The 14207-nt window shown below is 50.0% G+C and carries 17 protein-coding genes; all 17 read right to left on the bottom strand.

Annotated elements, in window-relative coordinates; genetic code table 11:
- Positions 1-20 precede the first annotated feature (20 nt).
- Entirely contained in the window at positions 21-356 is a 336-nt protein-coding gene (locus NSS83_RS16790; RefSeq protein ID WP_341348677.1) for a flagellar protein FliT, read from the bottom strand.
- On the bottom strand, positions 349-741 hold the full coding sequence (gene fliS, locus NSS83_RS16795; protein WP_341348678.1) for a flagellar export chaperone FliS: 393 nt from the start codon (positions 739-741) through the stop codon (positions 349-351). The genes NSS83_RS16790 and fliS overlap by 8 nt, the downstream gene beginning before the upstream one ends.
- A 28-nt stretch (positions 742-769) precedes the next feature.
- The gene (gene fliD / locus NSS83_RS16800) at positions 770-2656 is read right to left on the bottom strand and encodes a flagellar filament capping protein FliD (RefSeq protein WP_341348679.1); all 1887 of its coding nucleotides are present in this window, start codon (positions 2654-2656) and stop codon (positions 770-772) included.
- Between the two features lie 17 nt (positions 2657-2673).
- The gene (locus NSS83_RS16805) at positions 2674-3066 is read right to left on the bottom strand and encodes a flagellar protein FlaG (RefSeq protein ID WP_341348680.1); all 393 of its coding nucleotides are present in this window, start codon (positions 3064-3066) and stop codon (positions 2674-2676) included.
- Positions 3067-3206: 140 nt separating this feature from the next.
- Complete coding sequence (locus NSS83_RS16810) at positions 3207-4940, bottom strand: flagellin (RefSeq protein WP_341348681.1); 1734 nt, start codon at positions 4938-4940, stop codon at positions 3207-3209.
- A 259-nt stretch (positions 4941-5199) separates the two neighbouring features.
- Positions 5200-5436, bottom strand: a complete 237-nt coding sequence (gene csrA, locus NSS83_RS16815) for a carbon storage regulator CsrA (protein ID WP_341348682.1) — start codon at positions 5434-5436, stop codon at positions 5200-5202.
- Between the two features lies 1 nt (position 5437).
- Entirely contained in the window at positions 5438-5884 is a 447-nt protein-coding gene (gene fliW / locus NSS83_RS16820; protein ID WP_341348683.1) for a flagellar assembly protein FliW, read from the bottom strand.
- 84 nt (positions 5885-5968) lie between these two features.
- Positions 5969-6532, bottom strand: a complete 564-nt coding sequence (locus NSS83_RS16825; RefSeq protein WP_341348684.1) for a DUF6470 family protein — start codon at positions 6530-6532, stop codon at positions 5969-5971.
- Between the two features lie 18 nt (positions 6533-6550).
- Entirely contained in the window at positions 6551-7468 is a 918-nt protein-coding gene (gene flgL / locus NSS83_RS16830; RefSeq protein WP_341348685.1) for a flagellar hook-associated protein FlgL, read from the bottom strand.
- A 13-nt stretch (positions 7469-7481) separates the two neighbouring features.
- Positions 7482-9077, bottom strand: a complete 1596-nt coding sequence (gene flgK / locus NSS83_RS16835; protein ID WP_341348686.1) for a flagellar hook-associated protein FlgK — start codon at positions 9075-9077, stop codon at positions 7482-7484.
- Between the two features lie 57 nt (positions 9078-9134).
- A complete protein-coding gene (locus NSS83_RS16840) occupies positions 9135-9635 on the bottom strand; it encodes a flagellar protein FlgN (RefSeq protein WP_341348687.1) in 501 nt (166 codons plus the stop codon).
- Positions 9636-9647: 12 nt separating this feature from the next.
- The gene (flgM, locus tag NSS83_RS16845; RefSeq protein ID WP_036694667.1) at positions 9648-9935 is read right to left on the bottom strand and encodes a flagellar biosynthesis anti-sigma factor FlgM; all 288 of its coding nucleotides are present in this window, start codon (positions 9933-9935) and stop codon (positions 9648-9650) included.
- 105 nt (positions 9936-10040) lie between these two features.
- A complete protein-coding gene (locus NSS83_RS16850; RefSeq protein WP_036694666.1) occupies positions 10041-10448 on the bottom strand; it encodes a TIGR03826 family flagellar region protein in 408 nt (135 codons plus the stop codon).
- Between the two features lie 141 nt (positions 10449-10589).
- Positions 10590-11471, bottom strand: a complete 882-nt coding sequence (locus tag NSS83_RS16855) for a ComF family protein (protein ID WP_341348688.1) — start codon at positions 11469-11471, stop codon at positions 10590-10592.
- A 111-nt stretch (positions 11472-11582) separates the two neighbouring features.
- Positions 11583-12608, bottom strand: coding sequence for a helicase-related protein (locus NSS83_RS16860; RefSeq protein ID WP_341348740.1), 1026 nt, complete (start codon positions 12606-12608; stop codon positions 11583-11585).
- A 40-nt stretch (positions 12609-12648) separates the two neighbouring features.
- Positions 12649-13611 (bottom strand): hypothetical protein, encoded by a 963-nt coding sequence (locus NSS83_RS16865; protein WP_341348689.1) that lies wholly within the window; start codon positions 13609-13611, stop codon positions 12649-12651.
- Between the two features lie 94 nt (positions 13612-13705).
- The gene (locus tag NSS83_RS16870) at positions 13706-14149 is read right to left on the bottom strand and encodes a hypothetical protein (protein ID WP_341348690.1); all 444 of its coding nucleotides are present in this window, start codon (positions 14147-14149) and stop codon (positions 13706-13708) included.
- Between the last annotated feature and the right edge of the window lie 58 nt (positions 14150-14207).

Consider the following 14207-nt stretch of genomic DNA (forward strand, 5'->3'; position numbering starts at 1 on the left):
TTTTTCTATTAATTTTTCTGTTATTTTTTCCGGTCCATCAGGAAGCTGTCCGGGGTATAAGCCGTCTCGTAGGCATTGCGCTGGATTTTGGCTTGGCCGCGCTTCTGGAGGAAGTCTTGGGCTTCCTGGCGAAGGGCGTTCATCCGGTCCAGCAATTCATTATCATGTGACAAAATCCGATGAATTTCCTGCTTTTGTGCAGGAGTGGATGGACATAATTCGACCTCTTGTGTGATGGAATCGACAAGCTTCTGCCGCTCCTCTACAAAGTCTTCAAGCTCTTCATAGGTTGCTTCTTGAAGCCTGTCCATCATCGCTTGGGTCAGCAGATCCAAGTTACGGATAAGCTCATCCATTCGCAATCTCAGTCTGACTAGCCGCCAGCTTAGAGGCCTGAAGCCAAGTCTCTCTGAGGTCGGTAAGATAGCCAATAGCTTCTTCGGCCTTCTCCGGGTTCTTCTGGATGTTCGCCTGAATTAACAGGGAGTTCGTATATTCATAAAGGGAGTATAGCCCCTTCGAGACTTCAATAGAGTGGTCCAGTGTACTCATCAACTCACTGATGATGGTCTGAGCCTTGCCAAAATTCAAATTGGACTTCTCCAAGTCCTGCTTATTCAACCCGTCAACGGCAGTCTTCACAAAGCGAATGGCCCCATCATACAGCATAATCACGAGTTGCGCAGGTGTTGAAGTCTGGACAGAAGACTGGCGGTATTTATCATAAGGAGATTTAATCAAATTGGTCACCCTCTATTGTGAAATATTCTTATTTGCCGGTGGAGAAAAGGCTGGAAGATTGGGATTGCAGCTTAGCCATAGCCGTTTCCATTGCTGTGAATTGTTTATAATAGCGCGTCTCCCAATTATTTAAATTAGTTGTCATCAAGGCAATACGGCTGTTGTACTCTTTCATCTTTTTACCCATGATACTCTCTTCTTTGAAACTGCTCGAGAGATCAGTAGAGTACCTATTGGTTCCAGCCCTATCAGAAATTTGCTGAATAGCGTTGGTAATTTTGTCTGTGAGCTTATCGAAGATTCCCTCTTTGGGAAGGTTAGCGGGCCCATGGAAAATATCCAGCGCAAGCTGAGGGTTAGTACTAAGGGCGGTCTTGAGCTTGAATTCATCTTTGATAATCAACTTGCCATTCTCAGAGTAACTTCCTGTAGTTATCCCCAGCTCACTTAACGGGCCCAACTTGTTAGAAATCACCAAGCGCATTTCAGACAATACGTTGCTAATAATATCATTATTTTTAAATAATCCACTTCTAGCCTTTTCAGTCCAGGCTTTAACCTCTTCGTCTTTCATGTCCTTCTTCTGTTCATCTGTCAAAGGTTTGAAGTCACGATATAACACCTCATCCACTTTGGCATTCAGTGTTTTAATCAGATTATTATAATCATCTACAAAGCCTTTAATAGATTCAAGCGCTTTATCAGGGTCACTCTGTGTCTTTATCACAGTAGGAGTACCATTGGTTAACCCCTGCAACGTAAGCTCAACCCCATTGATGGTGTAAGTATTGCTGGTTACGTTAGTCATTACAACGTTATTAATCTTAACCTGGGCGTTATCACCACTAGTGACTTTGTAAGTATTAGGATCTGCGCTAAGTGGAGTTGTACCATTAAACAGCTTCAGCAAATCAAAAGCATCTCCACCCAATTTAACCTCCGCCCCCGAATTACCAGTTAACGTCAACTTACCTCCCGTAAAATCAGCAGTCACGTTCGCTGCCGTTCTTGAGTTAATCTCATCTACCATACTTTGGATGGTCGCCGAGCCATTGAATACAAAACTCTCATTATTTACAGTGAATTTATATTTAAGACCACTGGCTATATCTTCTGTAGTTCCATCTAGTTGTGTCTGTAGGTTAGATAGCGTCTTCATGGGATCGGTTAGTACCGTCCCCACGGTAGTTACCGAAGTTACTGCGCTACGGGGAGCAAATAACGACAGCAAAGAATCTTTTCCTGCTGGAGTATCTATTGTTAGTGGTACATCCGTCCCATCCAACTGTTTGCCGCTAGTCTTGGAAGCAATGGACAGCTTACCAGTAATCTGATCAAAGCTGGCAATTGCATTGGCCTTTGCATTATTGTTAATAGTAGCAATTACAGTCGAAATTGAAGTAAGTCCATTAAACAGAGAATTACCATCCTTATCCGTAAAAGTCTCTCCATTAATGGTGATGAATAATCCTTTCTTCATATAATCGTCTTGACTCTTAGGGGAAAGTTTCGAAAATTCTACCCCCTCCAACTGTGACAATGAAGTTGAACCTGTCAAACCTTGTCCCAAGCCATTCTTCATCTCCAACGTTGTTCGAGTAGCTAATTGGGTTACTTCGACGCTCATATCAATATTATTCGCCGTGGCAGTAGCTACTGCCTTAACAGCATCCGTGTTTCCTGAGGTAACGGCCTTATTCGCATTGAGGGCAGAACTTGTCCCATACTTAATCGCCAGTTTGTTTGCACTAAAATCATATAGGGAAGCACTGAATTCACGATAACCTTCCCGTCTCCATTGCAACAATTGTTTGTCCTGGTTAAGCTTGTCTAGCGGCACGCGTTTGGCAGCCATCATACTCTTAACCATACTATCGATATCCATACCTGAGAATCCATTGACCCGAGTAACCAAAACAGCACCTCCCTCTATTAAATCTTCTCGTCTATAAGAATACCAGCAAGTTCCATCATATTCGCCACCAAATCGAGCGTCTTCTCTCGGGGAACTTCACGAATTAACTCACCGGTATCTTTGTTAAGGACCTTCACCATAATGTCATGTGTCTTCTCGTGGATGCTGATCTCCAGCGTGGTCTGGGGGCCTTGCAATGATTTCACTGCCCGTTCTATGGTGCGGATTAACTGTTCCTCACCTACTGACACACTCGCTCCCTGTTTCTCCTTCAGGCTCATATCCCTAACATCCCGGATGACCGATGCTTGATCTACAGGCACTGCTGAAATACTACTGGATGGTACTGCCTCTGGCTTACCCTGTCCACTTGCTGTCGTACTAGCAGTTAGCGAAAACTGTACATTCATTAACCCCGACCTCCACCAACACTCATTTTATACTTTATATATCGGTTAGTTTGAGGGATAATTTAGGATTTTGTTGCAGTCAAGCAAAAATAAAAAGGCCCCGAGGGGTTCCCCGGAGCCTAAGGTGAAGCGAATATAAATTAACGAAGCAATTGCAGAACGCCTTGTGGCTGTTGGTTAGCCTGAGCCAACATAGCTTGAGCAGCCTGTGCAAGGATGTTGTTCTTAGTTTGTTGCATCATTTCTTTAGCCATGTCAACGTCACGGATACGGGATTCAGCAGCTGTCAGGTTCTCAGAAGCTGTTCCCAAGTTGTTGATCGTGTGCTCCAGACGGTTTTGAACAGCACCCAGTTTAGCGCGTTCGCTAGAAACGGTGGAAGTAGCTTTATCCAGAACGGCGATAGCTTTGGAAGCATCTTCTCTAGTAGAGATGTTCAGAGCTGCTTCCGATTTAACGTCGTTTGTACCGTTAGTAACACTGTTTGTCTTAGTGAAACCAGCTTGTCCGGCATTACCAGTGATACCCAGAGCGCCAGCACGCATGTCATTAACAGTCAGGGACATGGATTGACCTGTGTTAGCACCAATTTGGAATTTAGTGGAGAATCCTACGCCTTGAGCGCCTGCGCCTACTACTTGTTCGACGTTCTTCACTGCACCAAGATCAGCTGTTGCAACTCCAATAGCCGTTAGCGGAGAATTTGTGCCTTCAGTAAGTTTAAGATCTTTTCCAGTCTCAGAAATAAATTGAATGTTATTGTCTTTGGACAAAGAAGCCGTTACCTTGCTGTCCAAACCAGCTTTTTGCAATGCTGCATTCAAGTCTTTAACCAGATCGTCCATTGCTGCTTTTGCAATATTGGTATCAGTGTTTCCTGTATCATAAGTCTTAGCAGTGTCTCCAAGACTTACATCAACAGCACTTTCTGTTCCAACGGTAATTTTGAAAGTAGAGTTTGCAGCGATTGTATTTCCGGCAGCAGTAGCACCTAGAGCATTACTTCCTTGAAGACCTGCACGTTCAACTGTTGATGGTGTTCCTTTACCGATTGATTGAACATCATCAGTTGTATCAAAGCCCAGTTTCGCAGCTTCAGCAGCAGTACCAGAGATTTTAACTCCGCTTGATGTACCCGTAGACTTAGCTGTAAATTCAATAGCAGCACCATTGACTTTAATGTCTACCAAATCAGAAAGTTTAACACCGCCAGATGTGAGTGCACCCAACTTGTCCTTAAGTTCTGCAGCTTGTTCATCAGCTGTAGAAGCAGCTACAGCTGGTGGGCCAACGACAGCAGCATGCCCAACATTAATTGCACCTACATCAAAGGTTTGACCGTCTACTGTCAACTTAACACCAGAAGCAATGGACAAGGCACCGGTACTAGTAAGTGCATCACCAGTGATTTTTGCACTTGTAGCTTGAGTTAGCTTGCCGCTCTCACCGGAAGAAATACCACCATTCAGCAATTTCTGAGTATTAAACTCAGTAGTGTTACCGATACGGTTGATTTCGGAAGTCAGCTGGTTCATTTCGTCTTGCAGAGCGCCACGGTCAGTATCTGTGTTCGTACCATTCGCGGATTGGTTGGAGATTTCGCGCATACGTTGCAGAATGCTGTGGGTTTCGTTCAACGCGCCTTCAGCTGTCTGAATCAAGGAGATACCGTCTTGAGCATTACGGGAAGCCTGATCCAAACCGCGGATCTGACCGCGCATTTTTTCGGAGATTGCCAGACCAGCTGCGTCATCACCTGCACGGTTGATGCGAAGACCGGAAGACAGCTTTTCAATATTTTTGTTTGTTGCAGCAGTATTAGCAGACAGTTGGCGGTGAGTATTCAGCGCCGCGATATTGTGGTTAATAATCATTTGATATTTCCTCCCTGAAATTAAGTTAGTTCCACATCCATGTGGTAAGCACTGAACCATTAAGGTCGGCCGCCCTGCCGGCTCAATGCCTAATACATATATCGACGGCTTGGCCCTAACTGTTTAGAGCTTTTTTTCTTTTTCTAATATTTTTTTTGATTTTCCCTATGATCATAAAAAACGATCACAAAGAAACCCGAGCCACATTAGCGGACTCAGGTTCATATAATATATCTTTTATTTCCCTAAAGAGACTACCTTAAGAGTTCAATCCGCGAAGACGGTGTATCAAGGCATTCAAGTCTGCTGGTTGAGGAGCTACCGACTCACGGTTCGATTCCTGTATCGATAAGTAGACCTCTTTGCGGAAGATATCCACATGCTTAGGTGCAGAAATTCCTACTTTTACGGTGTCGCCGTCTACACTCAGAATCGTGAGTTCAATCTGATCCTGGATGACGATCGTCTCCCCTTTTTTGCGGGACAGTACGAGCATATTAACCCCCATCCTTTCCATCAGCCACTAACTGCTCTTGCAGCAGACTGTGCTTCGTATGATATGAGGTGCGGTGTATTATAATCTGCTTCCCGGTCAATCCACTGGGATTGAAGATAATGGGTGCTAACAAATTAATGGTCGAAGCTTCTACTTGTTCCTTCAGAGTAACAATACAGCGGACAACCACGTCAGACTCGATCCCGAGTTCTTCTGCTTCATCATCCGGAAGTTCAAATTCATAAGAAGGATAGAATGTAAAAGGATCAGCAAGCAAAAACGAATGGCCTCGCTCCTTAACGGACTGCAGTACCCAAAACGGGGACTCTTCCAAAGCCACAAGCGCAAAGTCTGCTTCATCATCAAACCCTGGGATTCCTTTGGCGAAATGGAATATCTGATCCTCCCTAACTTCAAGTGTACCCATGGATAGCGTTTCTATAATCAAGTTATTCACTCCTTATCAATCTGACTGTTGTTAGATAACAGAAAAGCTATAGAAGTGCCCAGAGCACATCCATAGCTTATTACATTACATTTGAACATTCAATTCCGGCGGAATAAACTGCACGGAAGCATATTGCTGCATATAAATATCAAGCTTGCCGCGTGTATATTCCGTCTCCGGGCGGTGTCTTTCCACTTGAATATCGACTGTAGCAGGTCTGAAATTAATCTCCGGGGCTCTTGCTTCGTAACGTAAATCCACATTATCATATGACGCTGGGCCACAAGGCTCGGGAAAGGAATTCGGCTCGGTATCTGTGCCGACGATCTCGGCAATGCTGTTGCCGGGCTTGAAGAACTCCGCCATCCGCGTTCCCTGCTCCACTCTGCGGGCAATGGCCTGAAGATACAACTGCTGAATTCCCGAGTATATTCTACGGTTCATATCCAGCACACTCCCCCCATTATAAGCGGCGCGTGCCCGTGTCTGGTCAATGATAAGCTCTGGAGATGTGGATTGAATACTTAGCTCACCGGGTGTTGTCGTAATGCTGACGTCTGCCTTCGGTTGAGTGATAGAGAATGACCCAAGATCCGCATCAATACCGATCCGCGCTGGTGTCTGTCGAATTTGCAAAATAGGCTGCATCAACAAGAACCACCTCCGTTATCGGATAAAGTCTACTAGTGTAGTAGAGATAATCTTCGCTCCCACAGACAGCGAGGCATTATAAATATTCTCCTGGATCTTCGACTTCATGATCAGTCCTTCATAATCAGCGTCCTCTGTCTTAGCCTGGAGATCTGTCAGGTTAATGTTCAGATCGCTTAAACGGTCCTGCATTAATTCTACACGGTTAGTCTTGGCACCTATCTCTGCGCGAGCCGACAGAATCGTCTCTGTACGGGTATCAAACTTATCAATTTGGCTTGAAATCCCTGTGAGATCACCTGACTTAAGTGCAGATGAAAGATTATTAATTATTGAGAATAAGTTATCTGAATCTCCAGTATGACCAAACACATCATTACCCGTCATATTGATGGGCATTTGCACACCTTCGCCTACTATATACTGAATCTGACCGGAATCTGTAGTTATTGCTTTGGTAGTATCGTAAGTACCATCAGCGCCCTTGGCAAACTCGTAGGGCTTGGTAGTATACTGTTCTCCATTAAAAATATACTTTCCGTTAAGCTTACTGTTAGAAATATCTACAAGTTGCTCCTTCAATTGCAGCACTTCTTCATTGATGCTATCTAAAGCAGATTGCGGATTACTTCCCGTGGAAGCCTTCACGGTAAGCTCTCTCAGACGTTGAACAACATCTCCTGCTTGTCCTAGTATGGTATCATTATAATCCAGCCAGGACAGCGCGCTGTCCACGTTCTTCGTGTACTGCTCGTTAGAGGACAGCTCGGCGCGGTAACGGAGGGAATAGGTGATGCCTACCGGGTCGTCGGAGGGCTTGTTGATTTTGCGGCCGCTGGCCAGCTGGAGCTGGGTGTCGTTCATGGTACGTGCATTGCGGTTCAAATTAAGCAGCAGCTGTGAGCTCATCATATTGGAGGTGACTCTGATCATTGTATGTTCCTCCTTATCTTCCGACCATGCCGGTAGAATTAATTAATTTATCAAGCATCTGATCATAGGTTGTCATAAACCGCGCAGCAGCGCTGTAGGCGTGCTGAAACACCAGCATATTGGACATCTCTTCATCCAGGGACACACCGCTTACAGACTGGCGGCGGGAACTCACCTGATCCACCAAGTAATCCGAGTTGCTGGCCTGGCGTGTGGCTTCTTGGGATTGGATACCCAATTGCCCGACCATGGAGCTAAGATATGATCCGACTGTACCGGTCTTGGTGCCATCTGCTGTAGCAAACGTATTGTTATCCTTCATATTGCTGAACAGCAGCGCCAATGTGTTATTCCCTTTAACTACGGATACATTGCCTGAGGTGTCTGTAGTAGTACGCAAGGAAGTAGCAAACAGCGTGGGATCAGCAGCGATTTCCGGATTCAGCTTGAGATTGGCAGCAGTGATCGCTTCTCCAGCTACCGCAGAGGTGAAGAATGGCCGGCCCGAGGTCCCGTTCAACGCATATCCCAGCTGGTGGAGACCGTTCAGACCTTTGACGGTTGTTTTCAAATCACCTGGTAGCGGGATAGGCACTGCGCTTCCTGCCAAGAGGGTAGTTTTGGTGCCATCCGCATTAATAATCTCTGAATCCTTGAGCACTGTGGTTCCTGCGGGCAGGTTAGAGCCTGCCGGTATGGTCACCTGCACTTCACCATTGGCAATGGTATTGGCCATCGTGTCGAGCTGCTTCCTGTAATCTGCTACATAAGTGTTTTTGGAGAAAAGCATCCCATAAGCTTCACCGGCCTTCAGATCGCCAGAGGCGAACGCTGTATTAAGAAACGCGCTGTCTACAGCCGCAGTTACGGTTGCTCCTTGAACTAACGGCTGTGTGCCCAGGGATATGTTATATCCGGCATCTGTATCCAGAATGGTGATGTTGGCAATCTTGGACAGCTTGTCCGTCAACAGGTCGCGCTGGTCGCGCAGATCATTGGCTTTGTCGCCCATGCCTTCGATCTTGGAGATGGATTGATTGAGGTCAGCGATTGAGCTGAGGTAGCTCTGGATCTCTTTGCCCTTGACGTCAATGTTGGTGCTTAGATCGCGGTCCAGATTGCTGAGCTGTGTACTCATATAGTTCATGGCATCCGTTAGGGCCTGGGCTGTCTGCACGACGATCTTGCGGGCTGTGGGATCTTCCGGGTTCTTACTGAGGTCCGACCAGGATTTCCAGAAGTTATCCAGCACGATACGGACACCGGTATCTGAAGGCTCATTCACGATCGCTTCCAGCTTATCTAAGGTATCCGACTGAATGCTCCAGTTCCCGCTTGCCGAGTTCTCCCCGCGGAACTGATCGTCCAGGAACATCTCCCGAATCCGCTCAATGGAACTGAATTCAACCCCGGTTCCCAGTTGCCCAGGCATCGTCGAGTTATTCATACCATAGGCTTCAATCGGGATGGCTGCCTTCATATTCACACGCTGGCGGGTGTATCCCTCCGTGTTGGCGTTGGCAATGTTGTGGCCGGTGGTATTGAGCGCCGCTGTCTGGGTAAACAGGCTTCGTCTTGCGGTCTCGATGGAGTGGAATGTAGATGTCATACTGCGTGTTCCTCCCTTGTGATTGCTGCGGTGAGCGCAGCTCAGCGGATAACCTGATTATCCACGGGCATCAAAAAGACCCGGCCGAGTTACACTGCTGCCCTTGTCGGACGGATGATGGTATGTCATTTCCTGATTTGGTCTTCCGACCAGCAAATCCAGGGAATAATCTATAAAGGTAAGCGACTGCTCAATCAGCTTCTGGTTCAGCTCATTGGCCTTTTTTAATTGCTGCAATGTGCCGGAAAGCTTCTGCTGAATCTGCAGCAGGCGTGATTTGTCATCGGGATCAAAGACAAGGCGGGACAGCTCGGTAAGATTCAGATTCAGATTGGAGCGGATTCCAACCCCCTGCAAAAACTCGAAGGCCGCTTCTGCACGCCGTTCTTCCAGCTGTCCGATCACCTTCATCAGCTTGGACTCGCGGTTCAGGATATCAATAAGACCCTCCACCTTGTTGTCCATAATGGTCTGTTTCTTGACTGCGGCCAGATCCAGCATCTGCACATGCGCCTCGTCCAGCCGCTCAAGCAAGTCTAATAATGTTGTAAGTGCCATGGGTGTTTTCACCTAATTCTCGGAGGATTGCTTAAAGTAGGGGGCGAGTGTCTCGGCGAGCTTGGCTGCGTCAACCTGGTAGGTACCTGCGGATACTTGCTGTTTCAGGCTTTCGATCTTGTTCGCACGTTCAGTGTCAATCTTCCCGCTCTTCTGTGCCTGAAGCAGCTTGATGGCTTCATCCGAAATCGATACCTCATCCTTGCGTGTACTCTTCTTCATCTGTTCCTGCCTTTGCGATTCCGCACTTCGTTGGTATGGATTAATCGCATTGATTCGTCCGGCATCGTTAATTTTCATAACTTCACCTTCCTTCTGTAATAAAAAAGCCGATAATCTTTACTAAGTTTATCGGCCCCTGTTGAAACATTCTTTATAGCTGCAAGCGTTTTTTTGCAGAATTGTTTAGTTGCGGAACTTGTCCACCGCGCGGTAAGCGCCATCTGGAGCCTTCTTGGAAGCGCTCGAGTCTGCACTTTCCTTGGCTGCATTGGCAAGGTCCTTGGTCAGACGGCTGCGGCAGCTGTCGCACATATGCCCGTCCCGGATCAGGGTTCCGCATACCTCACAAGGGTACATCATATTAGGCGCATTGGCGATGGAAATCCGGCCCTCCCGGATAAAACGTGTGATTTCCTTGATGGAAATATCGGTGGCATCGGACAGTTCCTGTATGTTGGTGCCTCTATTTTTACGCAAATATTCTACACAGATTTCATATTCATGCTCTAACTCTTTGATGCAGGGCTGGCACAGGTTCATCAGGTTCTTGACATATAACCGGCCGCATCTCGGACAATTGTCTACATTCATTTCTACCGCGGCTCCCTTCTATCATTCTGCACAACTCATGAATCGCTTATGCTACTAAGATTACATGATCGCCGAAGATCCGTCTATGATTAGTATCGGTCAGGGAAGCGGTTTTATTGAATTCCAGAGCGGCAGCTGCTGCTAGGAACGGGCCCAGGTCAGAGAGTATATCTCGGCAGTACAATCCAGGCTGCGGCAGAGCTGCTGAAGCGCCCCGGCGCAGGCACGAATCGTACTTCCGGTAGTGTAGATATCATCGACAATGATGATTTGCAGGGGGCGCTGTTCAAGCTGATGCGTCGCATGGGAATGTAAGTATTCACTCAGACTTTGCAGAACCGCTGAATCTGTATTTCCGGCAAAAGCATGCTTCATATCGGCCAGCCGCTCCCTTCTGCTTTTGAAGCTCTGCTTGGCAGTATGATGGGTGCGGACCAGCAGCGGAAGCTGAGGGACCCCTCTGCGCAGGGATACTACTTCAGCCAGCCGCTCCGCCTGATTGAAGCCCCGCTCCGACAAACGAACAGCGCTCACAGGCACAGGGACCAGCAAATCGGCTTGCCATAGGTTAGAACGCATACGAAGCTTTGATCGTAATACAGGGAGTGGCTCGCTGAAAAAATCACCTTGTAGCGCTCCATTCAGTTGTTGTCCACTCTGTTCTTGTTGCAGCAGCGCGTATGCCCTGTCCAGCATCAGACCAAGCAGGGGCGCAAGCCGCTCATTCCCCCGGTATTTATACTGGCCTAGTATTTCTCGCATATCACTGGTGTACGCTACTGCACTCCGGTTGCACCGGATCGGTAAGTGCCCATGGCTCCGGCTGCAATCGGGACAGCCCACATGACGTCCGCAGGTCTGGCACCGGGGAACGCGAATCCATGGAATGCTGCTCTGGCAGTGTACGCAGATTCCGGGCCATTCGGGGGAAGGACGGCCTCTGCGGCCGCAAAACAGACATTCCGGCTGCGAAGGCGCGATCAGGGAGCGGGCTTGCTTCATCCATGACGTCAGGTGACGCATTGTAATCCTCCTAATAAAATAGAATGTGCAGAGTTTAAAAGTACAGAGTGTATAGAACTCAAATTGTGGGAGCTGGGCATTCACAGCTATTTCCAAGAAATCCTCACAAAATTATTTGAACTTGAGATATCCCTGTCTACGGGCAATCGAATTCATACTGCGGATCTGTGATATAGCGGCGCGCTGCGAGCGGCTCCATTCTGCCGAAGCGAAGATGACGTTGCCTGCCGGATCATCCTTGGAGCGCCCCGCCCGGCCCGCCATCTGTACCAAGGCCGCTTCATCAAACAGTCCGCTGTCCGCATCAAGAATAAACACATCACTATGGGGTACTGTAACCCCACGCTCCAATATCGTTGTCGTTACCAGCAGGGAAATAGTACAATCCCGGAACTGAAGTACCTTCTCTGCCCTGTCCGGATCTTGAGAGGAGGTTCCCTCTATAGATATTCCGGGAAATATCCGCCGCAGAAGCTGTAGCAGTCCCTCAATGTGGGCAATCCGTGAGACAAAGAGGAAAATCTGTGCCTTACGGTCAAGGGACCGCTGTAACGCTGAACGCAGTCCTGCCGGAAGTCTCCCCTGCTTCAGGCAACGAGCGAGCGGCGGCATATGAAGATGGCGCGGAACCGGCAAGGGATGGCCGTGAAAGCGGACCGGAACTCTCGCATGCGGCAATCTGCCGGCACGGGCAAGTCGCTGCAGCTCCGCAGGCGGCGTGGCAGAGAGAAGGATGAATCGTCCGCCCGGCTTGCAGACCTGCCTTGCGGCATAGTCCAGCATAGGATCGTTATGATAGGGAAATGCATCGATCTCATCGATGATGACCAGATCGAAGGCCTGGTTAAACCGCAGCAGCTGGTGCGTGGTCGCCAGGGTGATCCGGCGGCGGCGCAAGCGGTCCTCGCTGCCTCCGTACAGCACGGCGGGTATATCCGCCGGGAAGGCTCTCGCCAGGCGCGGCGCAAGCTCCAGCACGACGTCACGACGCGGCGTGGCGATCAGCGCCCGGCCCCCGGCGGCGAGCGCCGCGTCCAGGAGCGGGAAGATCATCTCCGTCTTCCCCGCTCCCGTCACTGCCCAGAGCAGGAACCGCTCTGGGCCCGGGCCGGCGGAGCGCCTGCGCGGCTCCGCCAGGAACCCGAGCGCGGCGGCGGCGGCGGCCGCCTGCGCTGCGCTAAGCCCCCCACCGGCGCGCCGCTACGGTGGGGGACACGCCGGCCGTGCAGCGCACGGCCGGCAGCGGTGCGCTGCGCAGCAGCAGCGCACAAGCCCGGCTGCGCCCCAGTGCGAGGCAGGCCTCGCAATAGGCGCAGCCGGCAAGGCCGCACGCGGCGCAGGCCGTGCGGCCCGTGGGTACGCTGCCGCAGCGCAGGCAGCGCGGCACTTCGCGGCGGCGCAGACCTAGCCGCGCGGCGCCCGCAGGGCCCTGGACGGCGGCCGTAAGCCGCAGCCGTCCCTGGAGATAGGCGAGCTGCGCCGCAGCCCGCCAATGCTCCGCCAGTTCCGGGAGCTGCTCGGCCACCAGTGCCTCTGCTTCACCCTGAAGCAGAGAACGCCCGTCCAGTGCTGCGACCAGGCGGTCTGCTCCCGCTGCAAGCACCTCCATTTCCCTCCTCCGTAAGCTCTCCTGTTCGTTCCTTCGCAATTTTGTCCTCGTACTCGCCTGCACGCCGACCTGTTCGTTCTCTTGCCAATTCTCCCTCACATTCCCCTGTCCATCCGCCTGTTCGTTCCCCCACACACCCTCCAATCTCCCATACCTGCTCCATCCCCTGTCCTCCGGCAGCCTGTACACCTTAGCCTCCTCAAAAGGCCACCCTTCGCCCCGTCCCCCTCCAGCAGCCCGCTCCGCCCGGATCTCCGCCTTCAAAAGAACTGCGGCGGATTTCCGCCAGGCTGCCTCATCCCAGCGCCGCATCTGGTCCGTGAACTGGCAGGCTGCTGCCAGCTTCACTGCCCAGCCCAATGGCAGTGACCGGGAGAGCAGCACAACCCGGTCTGCCGCTTGGTTTTCCTGCGCTTCCAACTGCCCTCCCCAACCCTCACCCGCCCACCATAATTCATCCACCCCCAGATTTAACGAAATCCGGGCCTGCCACTCTCCACCCTGCTCCACCACATACACAGCCACCTTCAATCCCCTCGCCCCCTTATCCTCTGATGCACAACAAAAAAGCACACCGCCCCATTCCTGGAGAGTGCGCTTCACCCGTAACTTACATATTTTCCTGTCATTCGCCGTGCTTGGATGAGAATCTCCCGCTTCCCGGCAACCGCATCATCCGCAGCGGCAGCAGCGGCTCCTGAACCCGCAGATCCACTGTAACCCCCTGCAGGAGTGCATCCCTGTCCGCGAGACCGTATAACGGCACCGCAGGCGCAAATTCAATAGAAGAGTTGTAATAAGCCATCCGTGAGGCTACCGCCATGGTCCTGTCCTCTGAACCGTCATCCACCAGGGTGACCTGCAAGGGCCTGCCGATCCAGCAAGCATGCACTGCAAAGACCCTGAGATACCACTCCAACACGGCCTCATGATTACGGGTAATCAGAATATAGTGAAGCCGCTTACCAGTCCGTGCTGCTGCCCGGGTCTCTTCCCGATGATGCAGGAGTTGAACAAGGGCTGCTGCGGATGCATAAATAGAGATAATCCAGATTAACTGGGCGATCATGAAGATGCACCTCCCTCTTATACCCACACTATATGCCGGTGATAAAAGGACGGTGACA

Source organism: Paenibacillus sp. FSL H3-0469 (assembly GCF_038051945.1).
Classification (GTDB): Bacteria; Bacillota; Bacilli; order Paenibacillales; family Paenibacillaceae; genus Paenibacillus_AQ.